This window comes from Enterobacter sp. YSU, from assembly GCF_016082135.1.
Lineage (GTDB): Bacteria > Pseudomonadota > Gammaproteobacteria > Enterobacterales > Enterobacteriaceae > Enterobacter > Enterobacter hormaechei_C.
Map to the genome: position 1 here is coordinate 3,001,285 of NZ_CP059487.1, position 17,884 is coordinate 3,019,168.

At 54.0% G+C, this 17,884-nt stretch carries 17 protein-coding genes and 1 rRNA gene; 10 read left to right on the forward strand and 8 right to left on the reverse strand.

Annotation, left to right across the window (positions count from 1 at the left end):
• Positions 1 to 223 precede the first annotated feature (223 nt).
• The 3 genes from rrf (at position 224) to H2Z33_RS14620 (ending at position 2,379) form a co-directional block, all read left to right on the forward strand.
• Positions 224 to 339, forward strand: a 5S ribosomal RNA gene (gene rrf / locus H2Z33_RS14610).
• Between the two features lie 128 nt (positions 340 to 467).
• Complete coding sequence (locus H2Z33_RS14615; RefSeq protein ID WP_063134582.1) at positions 468 to 920, forward strand: DUF4385 domain-containing protein; 453 nt, start codon at positions 468 to 470, stop codon at positions 918 to 920.
• Between the two features lie 151 nt (positions 921 to 1,071).
• A complete protein-coding gene (locus tag H2Z33_RS14620) occupies positions 1,072 to 2,379 on the forward strand; it encodes an MFS family transporter (protein WP_017383558.1) in 1,308 nt (435 codons plus the stop codon).
• On the opposite strand, the gene H2Z33_RS14625 is transcribed toward H2Z33_RS14620, so the two are convergent.
• The 5 genes from H2Z33_RS14625 to trxC form a co-directional block, all read right to left on the reverse strand.
• Entirely contained in the window at positions 2,376 to 2,699 is a 324-nt protein-coding gene (locus tag H2Z33_RS14625; protein WP_003860739.1) for a YfiM family lipoprotein, read from the reverse strand. The genes H2Z33_RS14620 and H2Z33_RS14625 overlap by 4 nt on opposite strands.
• Before the next feature lie 45 nt (positions 2,700 to 2,744).
• Complete coding sequence (gene pssA / locus H2Z33_RS14630) at positions 2,745 to 4,100, reverse strand: CDP-diacylglycerol--serine O-phosphatidyltransferase (RefSeq protein ID WP_026094276.1); 1,356 nt, start codon at positions 4,098 to 4,100, stop codon at positions 2,745 to 2,747.
• Positions 4,101 to 4,209: 109 nt separating this feature from the next.
• Positions 4,210 to 6,873, reverse strand: a complete 2,664-nt coding sequence (locus H2Z33_RS14635) for a bifunctional acetate--CoA ligase family protein/GNAT family N-acetyltransferase (RefSeq protein ID WP_063134581.1) — start codon at positions 6,871 to 6,873, stop codon at positions 4,210 to 4,212.
• Positions 6,874 to 6,908: 35 nt separating this feature from the next.
• Positions 6,909 to 7,607, reverse strand: coding sequence for a tRNA-uridine aminocarboxypropyltransferase (gene tapT / locus H2Z33_RS14640; RefSeq protein WP_063134580.1), 699 nt, complete (start codon positions 7,605 to 7,607; stop codon positions 6,909 to 6,911).
• A 70-nt stretch (positions 7,608 to 7,677) separates the two neighbouring features.
• The gene (gene trxC, locus H2Z33_RS14645; RefSeq protein WP_032649129.1) at positions 7,678 to 8,097 is read right to left on the reverse strand and encodes a thioredoxin TrxC; all 420 of its coding nucleotides are present in this window, start codon (positions 8,095 to 8,097) and stop codon (positions 7,678 to 7,680) included.
• Between the two features lie 204 nt (positions 8,098 to 8,301).
• Here trxC and H2Z33_RS14650 point away from each other — a divergent pair, with 204 nt between their 5' ends.
• Complete coding sequence (locus H2Z33_RS14650; protein ID WP_017383555.1) at positions 8,302 to 9,387, forward strand: tRNA/rRNA methyltransferase; 1,086 nt, start codon at positions 8,302 to 8,304, stop codon at positions 9,385 to 9,387.
• Between the two features lie 39 nt (positions 9,388 to 9,426).
• Here the strand turns inward: H2Z33_RS14650 and ung are convergent, their stop codons facing one another.
• Entirely contained in the window at positions 9,427 to 10,116 is a 690-nt protein-coding gene (gene ung / locus H2Z33_RS14655) for a uracil-DNA glycosylase (RefSeq protein WP_063134579.1), read from the reverse strand.
• Between the two features lie 315 nt (positions 10,117 to 10,431).
• On the opposite strand from ung, the gene grcA reads away from it, so the two are divergent.
• On the forward strand, positions 10,432 to 10,815 hold the full coding sequence (grcA, locus tag H2Z33_RS14660) for an autonomous glycyl radical cofactor GrcA (protein ID WP_003860727.1): 384 nt from the start codon (positions 10,432 to 10,434) through the stop codon (positions 10,813 to 10,815).
• Positions 10,816 to 10,866: 51 nt separating this feature from the next.
• On the opposite strand, the gene srmB is transcribed toward grcA, so the two are convergent.
• Positions 10,867 to 12,195: an ATP-dependent RNA helicase SrmB gene (gene srmB / locus H2Z33_RS14665; RefSeq protein WP_017383554.1), complete on the reverse strand. Its 1,329-nt coding sequence runs from the start codon at positions 12,193 to 12,195 to the stop codon at positions 10,867 to 10,869.
• 132 nt (positions 12,196 to 12,327) lie between these two features.
• Between srmB and trmN the strand changes: the two genes are divergently transcribed.
• On the forward strand, positions 12,328 to 13,065 hold the full coding sequence (trmN, locus tag H2Z33_RS14670) for a tRNA(1)(Val) (adenine(37)-N(6))-methyltransferase TrmN (protein ID WP_032649123.1): 738 nt from the start codon (positions 12,328 to 12,330) through the stop codon (positions 13,063 to 13,065).
• Here the strand turns inward: trmN and nadB are convergent.
• Positions 13,050 to 14,669 (reverse strand): L-aspartate oxidase, encoded by a 1,620-nt coding sequence (gene nadB, locus H2Z33_RS14675; RefSeq protein ID WP_063134578.1) that lies wholly within the window; start codon positions 14,667 to 14,669, stop codon positions 13,050 to 13,052. The genes trmN and nadB overlap by 16 nt on opposite strands.
• Positions 14,670 to 15,094: 425 nt before the next feature.
• On the opposite strand from nadB, the gene rpoE reads away from it, so the two are divergent.
• From rpoE to rseC, 4 genes are read left to right on the forward strand one after another with little or no spacing between them, the layout of a single operon-like run.
• Positions 15,095 to 15,670 carry an RNA polymerase sigma factor RpoE gene (gene rpoE / locus H2Z33_RS14680; RefSeq protein WP_006176728.1) on the forward strand — a complete coding sequence of 192 codons (576 nt, stop codon included), beginning with the start codon at positions 15,095 to 15,097 and terminating at the stop codon, positions 15,668 to 15,670.
• Between the two features lie 31 nt (positions 15,671 to 15,701).
• Positions 15,702 to 16,352: an anti-sigma-E factor RseA gene (gene rseA / locus H2Z33_RS14685; RefSeq protein WP_015572138.1), complete on the forward strand. Its 651-nt coding sequence runs from the start codon at positions 15,702 to 15,704 to the stop codon at positions 16,350 to 16,352.
• Entirely contained in the window at positions 16,352 to 17,305 is a 954-nt protein-coding gene (rseB, locus tag H2Z33_RS14690; RefSeq protein ID WP_003860717.1) for a sigma-E factor regulatory protein RseB, read from the forward strand. Before rseA ends, rseB begins: the two co-directional genes overlap by 1 nt.
• Positions 17,302 to 17,778, forward strand: coding sequence for a SoxR-reducing system protein RseC (rseC, locus tag H2Z33_RS14695; protein ID WP_006811609.1), 477 nt, complete (start codon positions 17,302 to 17,304; stop codon positions 17,776 to 17,778). Before rseB ends, rseC begins: the two co-directional genes overlap by 4 nt.
• Positions 17,779 to 17,884: the final 106 nt, after the last annotated feature.

Here is a 17,884-nt window from a genome sequence, read left to right on the forward strand (position 1 = left end):
CTAACCGATACTAATGAACCGTGAGGCTTAACCTTACAACGCCGAAGGTGTTTTGGCGAAGAGACGAAATTTTCAGCTTAGATTCAGAGTCCGAAGGATTTTGCGCTGAGACAAGGCGGCAAACGAAGGAAAGGAAGGAGCATACTGAGGTATGTGACTGACTTTACGAGAGCAGCCAACGCAGTATCAGTGCGAAAGACACAGGACAGAGCACAAGAATTTGCCTGGCGGCTGTAGCGCGGTGGTCCCACCTGACCCCATGCCGAACTCAGAAGTGAAACGCCGTAGCGCCGATGGTAGTGTGGGGTCTCCCCATGTGAGAGTAGGGAACTGCCAGGCATCAATTAAGAAGAACCCCGTACCGTAAGGTGCGGGGTTTTTTGCTTTGTACGTGGAAAACATGCCGGATGGCGGCTTCCCCTTATCCGGCCTACAATTGTTAAAACAATTTTAACAATGGTGCCGCTTTGACTCGTCCCTTTGATTATCAACAAGATTTTGCCAATATTAATTTTCGCGAACATCCCGAACGGTATCAGGTGGGCCGGGGTGAGCAGGGCGTATTGATGGTCGAGCCTTATAAAAGCGAAATCCTGCCACACTGGCGTTATAAAAATGCTGAAGTCGCAGCGCGTTCGGCAGAAGAGATCTACGCCCTCTTTGAAGAGTACCGCAGGAATAACGATTTTGTAGGTATGGATATGGCGCGTAAATTCATACAGATGGGCTGCACCCGTGCCCGGCGATACGCCAATCATAAAGGCGGTAAAAAGTATGATGAGAAGCGCCAGGTCAAACCCCTCGATCTCGATCCCGTAAAAGCAGAGGCCGCTGCGGTATTCAGAACGTGGTGGGATAAAATTCGTGCCGATGAAGATTATTTGCAGCGAAAAAAGGCGCACCAGCAAGCGTGGGGATAATTACTACGTCCGCTAATAATTCGATACCTGATCGAGTTCACAAAATCCAATGAAACATATTGGAAACATTTTATTTACCTAACGATTCGTTTTAAATCCGGTTTTACTGTTTGTGGGCAATGGCCCGCAATGTGAGACAGGGGATTTTAAAATGACAGAAACCGTAGCCAGTGCAGATACGGATAACACAAGTTTAGCAGGCAAGGATACTCGCCGTCGGGTTTGGGCAATCGTTGGAGCTTCATCGGGGAACCTTGTAGAGTGGTTTGATTTTTACGTCTATTCATTCTGTTCACTCTACTTTGCGCATATCTTTTTCCCGTCAGGGAACACCACTACGCAGCTTCTGCAAACCGCAGGCGTTTTTGCCGCCGGGTTCCTGATGCGTCCCATTGGCGGATGGCTGTTCGGCAGGATCGCCGACAGGAAAGGGCGCAAGACATCCATGCTTATCTCCGTATGCATGATGTGCGTCGGCTCGCTGGTGATTGCCTGCCTGCCCGGATATGACACTATCGGAACATGGGCACCGGCGTTGTTGCTGCTGGCACGCCTGTTCCAGGGGCTGTCAGTAGGTGGCGAATACGGCACCAGCGCGACATACATGAGCGAAGTAGCTGTTGAAGGGCGCAAAGGTTTCTATGCATCATTCCAGTATGTAACCCTCATTGGCGGTCAGCTGCTGGCGTTACTGGTTGTGGTGATCCTTCAACAAATCCTTAGCGATGAAGATTTACGCGCCTGGGGCTGGCGCATCCCGTTTGCCCTGGGGGCTGCCCTGGCGGTTGTGGCGCTGTGGTTACGCCGTCAGCTTGATGAAACCTCCCAGCAGGAGGTCAGGGCGCTGAAAGAAGCCGGTTCGATGAAAGGGCTGTGGCGAAACCGCAAAGCGTTTTTGATGGTATTAGGCTTTACCGCCGCAGGCTCGCTAAGCTTCTATACCTTCACCACCTATATGCAAAAATATCTGGTCAACACCACGGGCATGCATGCTAACGTTGCGAGTGTCGTCATGACGGTGGCGTTACTGGTCTTTATGCTCATCCAGCCGATTGTTGGCGCGCTGTCGGACAAAATAGGTCGCCGCACCTCCATGCTGATCTTTGGTGGCATGCTCACCCTGGGGACTGTTCCGCTTTTGACGGCGCTACAGCATACAACCTCTCCGTATGCCGCTTTCGCTTTGATTATGGTGGCACTTATTATTATTAGTTTTTACACGGCAATCAGTGGCATTTTGAAAGCGGAAATGTTTCCCGCACAGGTGAGGGCGCTGGGCGTAGGCCTCTCTTATGCGGTCGCTAACGCCCTGTTCGGCGGTTCGGCAGAGTATGTCGCGCTATCCCTTAAGTCATGGGGCAGTGAATCGACCTTTTTCTGGTATGTCACCATCATGGGGGCGCTGGCGTTTATTGTCTCCCTGATGCTGCATCGTAAAGGAAAAGGGATCCGCCTTTAATAATGCGCCATCTGCCAGACGGCGTAGCCGGTTGTTGCCCCGGCTACGTCCCAGGCAAAATCTTTCCAGCTCCAGCCGCTTCCCGAGGGGCGGCTATCCCAAAGTTCTTTTGATGCCCCCAGGCTGATGGAGAACATCAGGCCCATTGTGGCACTTCGATCCCGGCTATAACCCTGGTGCAGCGCATATTCATTACCCGCAGCGGACAACATTGCAGACGCCAGAAAGTGTTGAGCTTTATCCTGACCCGACCAGTTATCATTAGCCATATGGCTGCAACCGGTCAGGAAAAGAGGGATTATCAGGAAAGGCGTACGCATTAACAGACTCCATAAAAAAGCCCCGTCGATGACAGGGCTCGTGTATTACAGAATGCGGCTGATGAGGCGGTCGATACGGATCCGACGTAGACGGCGAATCAGCTTGCGAACTTTCACCGGATAATCAGCGATGCTTTGCAGATCGCGATAATGACGAACCACTGTGGTATGCGTGCGTATAAGCTCCAGCTCACGATCGCGTTTCGCGGCTAACGCATGCTGAGGATCGTGAATAAGGATGGCGTTTTCCAGATCCAGACGCCAGGCGCGTGGGTTGAGATTATTACCGGTCAGCAGCATCCACTCATCATCCACCCACATTCCTTTGAGGTGATAGCTGTTATCTTCATCTTTCCAGAGACGCACAACCAGCTGGTCCGTGTTCACATAGTACTGTAAACGGCTCAGGAAGCGGCGCAGGTTAATCTCATAGAGATAAGGCAGTGCGCCGATGATCTTGAAAGGTTGATCTTCCGGAATGAAAAAGTCATTTGCCGTTTTATCCCCGACAATAATTTCCACCTTTTTACCATCACGCAGCAGCTGAATGATATTACGCACCAGAACGGCTGGAAGGTTGAAGTACGGGGTGCAGATGGTGAGCTTATGCTCCGCGCACGGCATCAAATGGAAGATGGTCTTGTTCAGCAGGCTGGATTTTCCCAGGCCTACCAGAGGCGTAACGGACAGTTCTTCATTACTGGCATCCCCCTGAAAACGATAAACCGCATCGCGCAGTTCCTGGCGGAAGGAGCGAACGTCGTTTTTGATTTCCGGGCTTTTCGGACGATGAGGATCGTCAAGACGGTGCACACCCCGGCCATGAACCAGGTTTTTATCAACCCAGTTGAACATGATGTCGGCCATCTGCGGATTGCGGATCAGATGGTAGCGATCGTAACGGTATTTATCGAGCTGATGGAGATACACATCATTCAGGCTGGCACCGCTATAAAGGACGCTGTCATCAATGATAAATCCTTTAAAATGAAGAACGCCAAGCGCTTCACGGGTATTCACCGGTACGCCATACACCGGGATATCAATACCCGGATTTTCCTGGGCCGTGCGGCAATACCAGTCAGCATTGGTATTCGAGGCAGCGGCACCAATACGGCCGCGCTGAGCACGGTGCCAGTCAACCAGCACGCGAACATCCAGTTCTGGACGCTGACGTTTCGCTTCATAGAGCGCGTTCAGGATCGCACGCCCACCTTCATCTTGTTCAAGATAGAGCGCCACAATGCAAATACGTCGCGTAGCGCTGGCAATCTTTTCAAGAAGCGTCTCCCGGAAATGAGCGGGAGCATAAAAGAACTCTACATCATCAACTGACTGAGAAATCTTCGGTAGTTGAGCAAGGTGTTGTTGATGTTTATTACGCTTAAATTTTGACAACATCACAGTGCGTTTCTTCTCTGTTCATTGAAGGGTTGTCTGTACCAGGCAAACAACATAAGCGGACAATGATACCCCAGTGCCGCGAAAAGTGGGTAACATTTCCAGCAGCTTACTCTTGTTTATCCGTCGAAATCAGGCTGAGGGACAGAGAGACAATGCCTTCATCCAGCTGGATATCAACGTCAAAACCGAGCTTCCGCGCCAGGGTCACCATACCCCGATTGTTTGGCATAGTAATGCCATTCAGGCGTGACAATCCGTGATCGCGCGTATAACCAATGAGTTTTTCGAGCAGCCGTCTGCCCAACCCCAAACCCTTAAGATCGGAACGCACCAGTACGGCAAACTCCGCATCCACGTTATCCGGGTCGGAAATGGCACGCGTCACGCCGAGGATCTCCTCTCCCGCTCCGGAACGGCGGACCGCCACAATCGCCATTTCTCGATCGTAGTCGATCTGGGTCATATTGGCTAAATCGTCGTGGGTAAATTCATTGATTTCGCTGAAATAGCGATAGTACAAATCTTCCTTCGTCACCTGCGAGATGAACGCCCGCAGCATCGGCTCGTCTTCCGGCAGGATAGGGCGAAACAGCGCCCGTTCCCCATTTTTCATCTCCACCCACTCTTCCAGATGAAGAGGATAAGGACGAATGGCGAGACGGCTTTCCCGATCACCGATAAAGGGCGCAATATCCAGCGTCACGTCCAGCGCGGTAAATTCATTTCCGGAGGCAAGAAGGGGGTGGATATCCAGGCGCTGGATCTCCGCACAGTCAACAATGAGGTTGGAGACCTTCACCAGAAACTGGCTTAATCCGGCGATATCAAGCGGCCGCAGAGCGCTTCTCCCGCGGATTTTTTTGCTTTTGATGGCCTGAATAATCAAATAACGCGCCAGGTTCATGTTTAGAGGAGGAAGCGCGACAACCGCCTGTTCTTCTGGCCGCCACTCAACGCCGCCTTCACCCAGCATAATGAGCGGACCAAAAACCGGATCGTGTTCGACAACCACGCGTAGCTCCTGCGCACCTGCACGGTTGGCCATGCTCTGCACCAGCAGGCCGTGGATCCGGGCCTGTGGCCACGTCATTTTTACGCGATCGATAATGGCATCCGCGGCCTGTTGTACTTCTGTCGCGGTGCGCAGATACAGCATGACGCCCTGCACATCCGATTTGTGCGGAATATCGGGAGAGCGCAGCTTCAGCGCGACCGGATAACCAATCTGCTCAGCGATATGTACCGCCTCAGCGCTGTCGCCGGCAATCCAGGTGGGCAGGGTTTGCAATCCATAACTGCCAAGAATGGGTTGCACCTCATGTGTGTCAAGAGAAGCGGCGCCCTCTTCGATGGCCTGCTGCAAAAGCCTGTGCACATCCACCGAATTTGCGGTGAGATTGCCCGGCAGGGCAGGCGTTTCACGCAGCTGCTTCTGGTTGCGGCGGTATTCAACCATATGCATAAACGCGGTAATGGTGCCCTCCGGGGTACGGTAGGTTGGCAACCCGGCTTCACTAAACAGACGCCGTGCCTCCTGAGAGGAGAACTCGCCGCACCAGTTGGTCAGCAGGGTAACGTATTTGCCGCGGGGATGTTTTCGGACTGCCTCAATCAGCGCACGCGCACTTTCGCTGCCTGGCGCAACCGCGCTGGGCGAATGGATAATCATCAGCGCATCAAAGTCCTGGCTATCGAGCAAAATCGTGATCGCCTTAATGTAACGATCGCTGCTGGCATCATCGCGCAAATCGAGGGGATTATCGGGAACAACGCTTCCCGGTAACGCGTCCCGCAGGCGCTGAAGCGTCTCTTCACCCAGCATGGACAGCTTGCCGTTGCGTAGCCAGAGCTCGTCCAGCGCCAGGGCGGCGGGAGCGGCACCGTTGCTGACAATCATCAGTTTTTCACCGCGCAGGGGGCGCATGTGGCTTAACGTTTCAACGGCGGAAAAAAGCTCGTGCGTATCCTGTACCCGCAGTAAACCGGCGCGTTGGATCGCTGCATCCCATGCGGGATCCATCCCGGAACGGGAATGTAGCAGGCGCTGAGCCGCGGGGCTGCGCCCGCTTTTGATGACCAGTATCGGTTTATTTCGCGATGCGCTACGCGACGCCGACACAAAACGACGGGCGTCACTCAGGTGTTCAAGATAGAGCAGGATAGCGCTGGTTTTGCTGTCACGCGCCAGGAAATCCAGCAGCTCATCGACGTCAATGTCCAGGCTGTCGCCCAAAGCGATGAAGTAGGAAAAACCCATCTCACGCTGCTGCGCCCAGTCGAGGATGGTATTGGATACCGCAGCCGACTGCGAAATAAAGGCCAGTTTGCCTTTACGGATCGGAACCGGGGAAAAACTGGCATTCAGCCCTTGCCAGGGCGCAAGTAGGCCGAGGCTGTTTGGACCAAGAATGCGCATCTGGTAGCGGCTGGCGCAGGCCAGCAGTTCGGGCTGCTGTTCAGGAGGCGAGGAAAGAATAATGCAGGTTTTACAGCCTTTCTGACCGAGCGACTCAAGCAGTTCGAGGTTTCGTTTCGCATGTGTACAGAGCACGGCGAGATCGGGAACGAAAGGCAGGCTCTGCACATTCGGCCACGCCAGTACCCCCTGTACCGCTTTATAAGCGGGCGTAACGGGCATGACCGGGCCGTTAAACCCGCCAGCCAGCAGGTTACGCATCATCAGATACCCTGCGCGGTCCGGTTTCATCGAGGCGCCAATAACGGCAATGGATTTCGGACGGAGTAGCGCTTCTAACCCTCTCTGGCTCATGCAGGCCTCCCGTGAATGCAAGCGACCTGATGATTTTAAACGCTTTCTGTCTCTGTTGCTGTGACGCTACCCTTATGAACGGTTTTTCCCGCAAGATAACGTTCACGGAAGCAGGAGAAGTGGGAGCCCAGCGCGCCGGCCGCCTGGGTATCGCCCGCCAGATCCAGTAGCGCAATAGCGACTTCAGCGGTGCAATATTGACCGTCGGCATGCGCTTCACGCAAGCGATAGGCCGAAACGCGCGAAAGATCGACGGAAATCACCGGCAGCGCATCAAGGTAAGGGCTTTTGCGAAACATCTTTCTCGCTTCGGTCCAGGTGCCGTCGAGCATAATAAACAGCGGCGGCTTACCGGATGGTGGCGCCGTAAGCACCTGACGTTGTTCGCCTGCATATGATGCCGGGAAAACGACCATGGGCTGATAGTCCCGGCTTGCCACCAGGTCGAGCAGAGCCTGAGGTGGCTCAGTGCGCGACCACTGAAACGCTGCGGTGTTGGGCAGAATATCGGCGATCAAACGCCCCGTGTTGCTGGGCTTCATCGGTTCGGTATCGAACATGACCAGACAAAAGCGGCTTTTCGCCTCGCTCGGTGCAAGCGTTTCGCACAGACACACTTTCAGCGGTAAAAGGCAGCGCTGGCAGCGGCGAATACGATTGCCTCGGGCCAGAAAAGGGCGGGTGGCGCGCGCAAGGCGCTCGGCGCGTAATTGAAGTACAGCGTTATCAGTCATGGGCGAAAAGGCAGGAAAAACCTCATTTTCGCAGAGGAGCGAACGGGGCACAAGGTATGCCCCGTGAATGTTACAGGGATTCGTTTAACCAGCTGTCGAAAGGCGCTTTCGGTACTGCACCATTGAGCATATCGATCACTTCACCATTTTTGAAAATCATAATGGTTGGAATGCTGCGAATGCGAAAACGGGCGCTGAGTTCACGTTCCGCTTCGGTATTCACTTTGACAAAACGCATTTTCCCGCTGCGCTCTTCAGCCACGTCTTCGAAGATGGGCGCAAAGTTACGGCAGGGGCCGCACCACGGTGCCCAGAAATCGACCACAACAGGCAGATCGTCCTTGAGGAGTTTGTCCAGCGTAGCACCCGTCGCGTTAATGACATCGCCATCAAATAATTCGTGGCCACAACGCCCGCATTTCGCACCGTCATCCATCCGGTCGTCCGGAATGCGGTTTACAGCCTGACAGTTGGCACATACGGTATTCATAACTAACCTCTGATAGAGCCGTGGAACAACGGCAGAACGCCGATAATGTTTCTGATATGTTACATATTATCAGTGAGCTTGTATGAAACGACAATGCGTTTTATTCAATGGGAACAATAGTCACAGGCTTTTGTACGAAATTATGGCTATGAGCTTGCACATCGGGTAATCTGCGCGCTTCGCGCAGCGCTGGTGGAGAAAAGCATGAACGACGAAATGAAAAACAAAAGCGGCAAGGTCAAAGTGATGTATGTCCGCAGTGATGATGACTCTGATAAACGCACCCAAAATCCGCGTACCGGAAAAGGTGGCGGGCGTCCGGCGTCTTCTCGTGCAGACGGTGGCCGTCGCCCCGCCCGCGATGACAGAAATAACCGCGGCGATGACCGCAAACGTGATGACCGTAAGCGTGACGATCGCAAACGCGATGATGTTGTCCGTGACGGTGGATCGCCATGGCGTACCGTTTCTCGCGCGCCCGGTGAAGAGGCGACCGAAAAAGCCGATCACGGCGGTATCAGCGGAAAAAGCTTTATCGATCCGGAAGTGCTGCGTCGTCAGCGTGCGGAAGAGACCCGTGTCTACGGTGAGAACGCCTGTCAGGCCCTGTTCCAGAGCCGCCCGGAGTGTATCGTTCGTGCATGGTTTATTCAGAGCGTGACCCCGCGCTTCAAAGAAGCGCTGCGCTGGATGGCGGCGAACCGCAAAGCCTATCACGTGGTTGACGATGCCGAGCTGACAAAAGCGTCCGGGACTGAACACCACGGCGGCGTCTGCTTCCTGATCAAAAAACGTAACGGCACTACCGTGCAGCAGTGGGTCAGCCAGGCGGATGCCGATGACTGCGTGCTGGCACTGGAAGATGTGGGTAACCCGCATAACCTGGGCGCTATGATGCGTAGCTGCGCGCACTTTGGCGTGAAAGGCGTTCTATTGCAGGATGCCGCGCTGCTGGAATCCGGTGCGGCGATTCGTACTGCGGAAGGCGGTGCAGAGCATGTTCAGCCGATCACCGGCGACAGCGTGCTGGAAGCCCTGGAGCAATTCCGTAAAGCGGGCTACACCATTGTCACCACCTCAAGCCGTGCCGCTACGCCGCTGTTTAAAGCGACGCTGCCGCGCAAAATGGTGCTGGTGTTAGGTCAGGAGCGTGATGGTCTGTCTGATGCGGCACTCTCAAGCGCTGACCTGAGCGTCTCTATCGACGGCACAGGCAACGTTGAAAGCCTGAACGTATCCGTTGCGACCGGCGTGCTGCTGGCGGAATGGTGGCGTCAGAACAAGGCATAAGCCTTTTATGTGCCGGGCCTGACCCGGCACATTCAAACCCTACTCGCTCTCTGCGGGTAACACAGGCATCCAGTCAATCGGCTTTTCGCCACGCTTTTCCAGCCACTCATTCGTCAGAACAAAATGATTACTGCCAAAGAAACCGCGATGCGCAGACAGCGGCGACGGGTGCGGTGCCTTCAGCACGTGGTGACGCTGACGATCGATAATCGCCCCTTTCTTTTGGGCATGCGAACCCCAGAGTAAAAACACGACGCCTTCACGATGCTCATTGATCAGGCTGATAACCTTATCGGTAAAGGTTTCCCATCCCAGACTGGCGTGGGAGTGTGCCTGACCCGCCCGGACAGTTAATACGGTATTCAGCAACAGCACGCCCTGGCGCGCCCAGCTTTCCAGATAACCGTGATCAGGGCGGGTGAAACCAGGAATCGTTCCTTCCAGCTCTTTATACATATTCAGCAGAGAAGGGGGGATGGCCACGCCCGGACGCACGGAAAATGCCAGTCCGTGAGCCTGCCCGGGGCCGTGGTACGGATCCTGCCCCAGGATAACCACCTTTACATCACTCAGTTCGGTGTAGCGGAAGGCGTTAAACACATCTTTCTGCGGCGGATAAATTGTCTGGCCGGCCTGCCGTTCAGCCGCAACGGTACTGAGGGTGTTAATAAAATAGGGCTGCTGCTTCTCTTCTGCCAGCACGTCATGCCAGGTTAAAGGTGTTGTCATCTCGCTCTCCTGCGAATCTCATTCTGTGTCTAGCTTACCTGTTAAACCCCAATGAGCAAAATTACCCGCGGAAAAGCAGGCTAAGTGTCTCAATTTATGTTGAAAACCAGGCAGGATAAGTTGAATTGGTAAACCTTTAAAATTGATCTAAAACAAAAAATACAGACCACACTCTTTGTGTGGTTGGTGGTTTTGTTGATTTAAATCAATAAATCACCCGGGTCTGAATGTTATATATACACACAACAAACAATGGTTTTACCAATTGGCCGCAAAAGGCCAGCATCAGTTAATGTAGCCTAAGGGAGGCAACACATGATTACAGGTATCCAGATTACTAAAGCTGCAAATGACGATCTGCTGAACTCTTTCTGGCTGCTGGACAGCGAGAAAAACGAAGCGCGCTGTGTAGTAGCGAAAGCAGGTTTTGCGGAAGACGAAATCGTTCCGGTGAGCAAACTGGGCGAAATTGAATACCGTGAAATTCCAATGCAAGTGCAACCAGAAGTACGCGTGGAAGGCGGTCAGCACCTGAACGTTAACGTCCTGCGTCGCGAAACGCTGATGGATGCCGTTGAGCACCCGGAAAAATACCCGCAGCTGACCATCCGTGTGTCTGGCTATGCGGTGCGTTTCAACTCTCTGACCCCGGAACAGCAGCGCGACGTTATCGCGCGTACCTTTACTGAAAGCCTGTAAGGTTTCAGCTTCGGGGGTGGAATAAAAAAGCCGGGAATGTCCCGGCTTTTTTTACTCTTCCGTTTTTGTCTCTGGCGCAGCAGAACTTGGCTTACGGCGCTTACCAATATTTTTGGTATCGCGGTGGCGCTGTTTAACGCGCGGCTTCTCTTTTTCTTTCTCTTTTCTCTCAGCACGTTTCGCGAGCGCTTTCTTGGACGGTTTACCCGTCATTTTTTCACTCGGCGCACGTGTGGTCGGACGAAGCCCGTCAATCACGCGAGCTTTCAGCGGCTCCTCAACGTAGCGGCCAATTTTCTGTAGCAGCAAATGGTCGTGCGCTTCTACCAGAGAGATAGCAATACCTTTGCGGCCCGCACGGCCGGTACGACCAATACGGTGCAGGTAAGTATCACCGCTGCGCGGCATATCAAAGTTGATTACGTGGCTCACGTCCGGGATGTCGATCCCACGCGCGGCAACATCGGTGGCAACCAGCACATTCACGCGGCCATCGGTCAGGCGCTTAATCCCTTCGGTTCGCTTAACCTGCGCCATTTCACCTTCGAGATAGCAGTTGTTAATGCCGGCGTTGCGCAGCATTTCTGCCAGCTCATGCACGCGCTCACGTTTGCGTACGAAGACGATGGTACGGGTTGCCTCTTCCTGCTTCAGCAGGTGTTTCAACAACTCAACCTTATGCTCAAGGTTATCTGCGCGGTAGTACCACTGGTGGATCTTCTTACGCTCACGGGTCGATGGCGTAGCGGACACTTCCACCGGATCTTCCAGCAGACGTTCGGCGAAATCTTTAATGGCATCCCCTTCAAGGGTTGCCGAGAACAGCATTGTCTGATTACGCCAGCGCGTTTCACCCGCGATGTGTTCGATATCCTGGGCAAAGCCCATGTCCAGCATGCGGTCAGCTTCATCGAGAATCAGCGTTTCCACCGCGCGGCAGTCGAAGTTCTCTTCTTTTATGTATTGCAGCAGACGGCCCGTCGTCGCGACAACGATATCCTGGTTTTCGCTGAACACTTCGGCGTGGTTCATATACGCTACGCCGCCGGTGATGGTCGCGATATCCAGATGGGTGTTCGCCGCCAGCTCACGCGCGTGTTCGGCAACCTGCATCGCCAGTTCACGGGTCGGGGTCAGGATCAAAATGCGCGGCGGGCCTGATTTTTTACGCGGAAAGTCGAGCAAATGCTGCAACACAGGCAGCAAGTAGGCTGCTGTCTTCCCCGTGCCGGTTGGCGCAGAACCGAGCACATCGCGGCCCTCAAGCGCAGGCGGAATGGCCGCGGCCTGAATGGCGGTCGGGCGTGTAAAGCCTTTGCTCTCAAGGGCATTGAGCAGGCTTTCATCGAGTTCAAGTTCGGAAAAAGTCGTTACAGTCATGTTCTACCTCTGTGTGGGGCGCTGATTATAGACGTTACGGCTGTAATCTTCATCTGTTTGTATGGATATCGCTTTTCGACCACTTCGCTTTCCCCTATGCTACTCCAGTTTCACTCAGAAGGTTGTCCTGACATGTCTCAACTCAAAGCGCAGTTGCGCCGCGATGGTTTTACGTTTAAACAGTTTTTTGTGGCGCACGATCGTTGTGCGATGAAAGTCGGCACAGACGGTATTTTACTGGGTGCATGGGCGCCTGTCGCAGGTGTAAAACGCATTCTGGATATTGGTACGGGCAGCGGACTTCAGGCGCTGATGCTGGCGCAGCGAACGGAAGAACACGTCACGATCGACGCCGTTGAGCTTGATCCTCAGGCGTCCCGGCAGGCAAGTGAAAACGCTGCCGACTCTCCGTGGGCAGATCGCATCAGGGTAGAATGCGCCGATGTCCTGACCTGGGCGCCGGAGCAAACCGCGCGTTACGATTTGATTGTCAGCAATCCGCCGTATTTCACGCCAGGCGTGGAATGTGGAACGCCAGAACGCGAGCAGGCACGTTACACCGGCTCGCTCGATCACAAGGCGCTACTGACCAGTGCGGCGGAGCTTATCTCGGAAGAGGGATTTTTCTGCGTGGTCTTGCCTGAAAGCACGGGTAATACCTTCATTGAGATCGCACGGGGGATCGGCTGGAATCTGCGTCTTCGTACCGATATTTCGGATACGGAAGGACGCTTACCGCACCGCGTGTTGCTGGCGCTCTCGCCGAAAGAGGGGGAATGCTTTATCGACAGGATGGTCATTCGTGGGCCAGACCAGCGTTATTCCGAAGATTACACTGCCCTGACCCAGGCCTTTTATCTGTTTATGTGAACCTGCGGCGTCAACACCGACGGGCCGGACATTTCAAGCGGTTCGGGATAGTCCAGCGTATAATGCAGGCCACGGCTCTCTTTGCGCATCACCGCACAGCGCACAATCAGCTCGGCAACCTGCACAAGGTTGCGCAGCTCCAGCAGATTATTAGAAACGCGGAAGTTGGCGTAATATTCATCAATTTCCTGCTGCAACATCATGATGCGGCGTAACGCGCGTTCCAGACGCTTCGTTGTGCGTACAATCCCGACATAATCCCACATGAAAAGCCGCAGCTCGTGCCAGTTATGCTGGATAACCACCAGTTCGTCCGGGTTTTCTACCCGACTTTCATCCCATGCCGGCAAGTGTGTTGTCGGACGTGCATAGGGCATGCGTTTGGTAATATCTTCCGCAGCCGACCACCCATACACCAGACACTCCAGCAGCGAGTTTGAGGCCATGCGATTCGCACCATGCAGGCCGGTGTAGCTGACCTCGCCGATCGCATACAAACCATCCACGTCGGTACGACCATGATCGTCAACCATCACCCCGCCACAGGTATAGTGTGCGGCAGGTACAATCGGCACCGGATCGCGGGTTAAATCAATACCCAGACTCAGCAGCTTTTCATAAATCATCGGGAAGTGCTGGCGAATAAAGTCTTCCGGTTTATGGCTAATGTCCAGATACATACAGTCGACGCCAAGCCGCTTCATCTCGTGGTCAATGGCGCGGGCCACGATATCCCGCGGGGCAAGTTCACCTCGGGGGTCGAAGTCCGGCATAAACCGTGAACCGTCCGGACGCTTCAGATACGCGCCTTCGCCGCGCAACGCTTCAGTTAACAGGAAGTTACGTGCCTGCGGGTGGAACAGGGCGGTAGGATGGAACTGATTAAACTCCATATTCGCCACGCGGCAGCCTGCGCGCCAGGCCATGGCGATACCGTCTCCGGAGGCGATATCCGGGTTTGTCGTGTACTGGTAAACCTTGGAGGCGCCGCCGGTCGCCAGCACAACGGCTTTTGCCTGGCAGGTTTCCACCTTCTCTTTATTCCGATTCCACACCCATGCGCCGACAACACGGCGCGTGCCGGGCAGGCCAATCTTATCGGAAATAATCAGGTCGACGGCGTTGCTGCGCTCCAGCACCCGAATATTAGGATGGCTGAGGGCTTTGCTGACCAGCGTGGTTTCAACCGCTTTTCCGGTTGCATCAGCAGCGTGCAGAATACGGCGGTGGCTGTGCCCGCCTTCACGGGTCAGGTGATAGCTCTCTTCACCATTAGGCTGAACATGCGTATCAAACAGCACGCCCTGATCGATAAGCCATTGCACGCAGTGGCGGGCATTGCTGGCGACAAACTCTGCCGCATGCTCATCCACGATCCCGGCGCCGGCAATCAGGGTGTCTTCTACGTGCGAGGCTATACTATCCGTTTCATCAAACACGGCGGCAATACCGCCTTGTGCATAGAAGGTGGAACCTTCGCTCATCGGCCCTTTACTCAGCACGATTACGTTCTGATGTTCCGCCAGGCGCAGTGCGAGGGATAGGCCGGCAGCACCGCTGCCGATGATCAGTACATCACAATGAAGTTCAGGCGTCGTGTTCATGATGTTTGTTTAATTTACTAAACATGGTGTGGGGAGAATAGCATTGTGATGCGAGATATCGCACGTTTTTTTTGTTGTGTGTTGCAATGACTAAACGGAAGGCCAGAAGTTAAATCTGCGCTAAATGGCCGGAAATATTTTGCGAAGCAGATCGTTAGCTTCAGATTTTGTGGTGAAATAAAGCCTGTGTTGCGTTACTCTTCTGACGATAAAGTTGATGATTCTTGTCAGAAAGCGGGTGCGTATCGTGAACAGACTTATAATGAGAGAAAATGAACGGTCTGCGGCGCGATGAACAAAAACAAAGGCGTTACGGAACTTATTGAAGAACAGACACTCTAATTCGGTGCTTGCTCAAAGTGCAATGTTGTTAGAGTGGCGTTTCGATAACGCGTGGAATTTGGTTTGGGGAGACATTACCTCGGATGAGCGAGCAGTTAACGGACCAGGTCCTGGTTGAACGGGTCCAGAAGGGAGATCAGAAAGCTTTTAACCTACTGGTGGTGCGCTACCAGCATAAGGTAGCGAGTCTGGTTTCCCGCTATGTACCGTCAGGCGATGTTCCTGATGTGGTGCAAGAGTCTTTTATTAAGGCCTATCGCGCGCTGGATTCATTCCGGGGGGATAGTGCTTTTTATACCTGGCTGTATCGTATTGCAGTCAATACGGCTAAGAATTATTTGGTTGCTCAGGGCCGTCGTCCGCCTTCTAGTGATGTCGACGCTATCGACGCAGAAAACTTCGAAAGTGGCGGCGCGCTGAAAGAAATTTCGAACCCTGAGAACTTAATGTTGTCAGAAGAACTGAGACAAATCGTTTTTCGCACGATCGAGTCGCTCCCGGAAGATTTACGCATGGCAATTACGTTACGGGAGCTGGATGGCCTAAGCTATGAAGAGATAGCCGCCATCATGGATTGTCCGGTCGGCACGGTTCGTTCACGAATTTTCCGTGCGCGAGAAGCCATTGATAATAAAGTTCAACCGCTTATCAGGCGTTGACGATAGCGGGATACTGGAAAAGGTATTAGGCATGCAGAAAGAAAAACTTTCCGCTTTAATGGATGGTGAAACGCTGGATAATGAGCTGCTCGATGAGTTGTCTCATTCTCCCGAAATGCAACAGACCTGGGAGAGCTATCATCTCATCCGCGACTCTCTGCGCGGTGATACCAGCGAGGTTCTCCATTTCGATATCTCAGCACGCGTTATGGCGGCCATTGAGAACGAACCTGTTCATCAGACCACGCCGCTGATTCCTGAAGCGCAGCCTGCACCTCACCAATGGCAGAAAATGCCGTTCTGGCACAAGGTGCGTCCATGGGCCAGCCAGCTCACCCAAATGGGGGTCGCTGCGTGCGTATCGCTTGCAGTTATCGTTGGGGTCCAGCACTATAATACTCAGTCTGAAGCCAATCAGCAGCCTGAAGCGCCAGTGTTCAATACGCTGCCGATGATGGGTAAAGCCAGCCCGGTTAGCCTGGGCGTACCGGCAGATGCCTCCGCAAGCGGCGGACAGCAACAGCAGGTACAGGAGCAGCGCCGTCGCATTAATGCGATGTTGCAGGATTACGAGTTGCAGCGCCGTCTGCACTCCGAGCAGCTTCAGTTTGAGCAGGCCCAAACCCAGCAGGCTGCTGTGCAGGTGCCAGGAAACCAAACTTTAGGAACGCAATCGCAGTAATGAAGCAACTTTGGTTCGCCATGTCTTTGATGGCGGGTAGCCTGTTCTTCTCTGCTAACGCCTCGGCTGATGTTTCATCCGGGGCGTTGTTGCAGCAAATGAATCTGGCCAGCCAGTCACTCAATTACGAGTTGGCATTTATCAGCATCAATAAGCAGGGTGTCGAATCGTTACGCTATCGCCACGCCCGCCTTGATAACCAGCCGCTCGCCCAGCTTTTACAGATGGATGGCCCGCGTCGGGAAGTGGTCCAGCGTGGGAACGAAATCAGCTATTTCGAGCCTGGCCTTGAGCCGTTTACGCTCAATGGTGACTACATCGTTGACTCCCTGCCGTCGCTCATTTACACCGATTTTAAACGTCTCGCCCCCTACTATGATTTTATCTCGGTGGGACGAACGCGTATTGCCGACAGGCTGTGCGAAGTGATCCGCGTTGTTGCGCGGGATGGGACACGTTACAGCTATATCGTCTGGATTGACGCAGAGACGAAGCTGCCGATGCGCGTTGATCTGCTCGATCGCGACGGTGAGACGCTGGAGCAGTTCCGCGTGATCTCCTTCGATGTGAACAGTCAGGTTGGCAACAGCATGCAGAATCTGGCCAAAGCCAGCCTGCCGCCTTTGCTTTCCGTGCCTGCCGGCGATTCTGTCAATTTTAACTGGGTACCATCCTGGATCCCGCAAGGGTTCAGCGAAGTTTCCAGCAGCCGTCGCCAGCTCCCAACCATCGAAACACCGGTTGAGTCGCGACTCTATTCCGATGGGCTGTTTAGCTTCTCGGTGAATATCAATCGCGCTACGGCGAACAGTTCCGAACAGATGCTCCGTACCGGTCGCCGGACGGTCAGCACGACGGTGCGCGATAATGCGGAAATTACCATTGTCGGTGAATTACCGCCGCCAACGGCAAAACGTATTTCAGACAGCATTAAATTCAGGGCTGCGCAATGATTAAAGAGTGGGCCACGGTCGTATCCTGGCAGGATGGCGTAGCGCTTGTCAGCTGTGACGTTAAAGCATCATGCAGCAGCTGCGCTTCGCGAGCCGGTTGCGGCAGCCGCGTGTTGAATAAGCTGGGGCCGCAAACGTCGCACACTATTGCTGTGCCGAGCGATCAGCCGCTGGTGGCAGGGCAAAAAGTGGAGCTGGGCATCGCTGAAGGTAGCCTGCTCACTTCCGCCATGCTGGTTTACCTTTCTCCGCTGGCAGGTCTGTTCGTGATGGGCGGGGTTTTCCAGATGCTGTTCGGCACAGATTTGGCCGCCATGTGCGGTGCCGCTTTGGGCGGCGTGGGCGGGTTCTGGCTTGCTAAAGGCGTTTCCCCAAGGCTTGCCGCCCGGGAAGCGTGGCAGCCCGTTATCCTCAGCGTTGCACTGGCACCCGACCAACTTCGTGTTGAGACGCTCTCTTCTGAGGCCCGGTAATCTGCCGGGCTTTATTATTATTTACATCGCAATAAAGAAAACGCCGTCTCTTCGCGCTATACCTGGCTCTAAGTGCATTTCCAGCTGACGAGGATGTAGTGTAGAA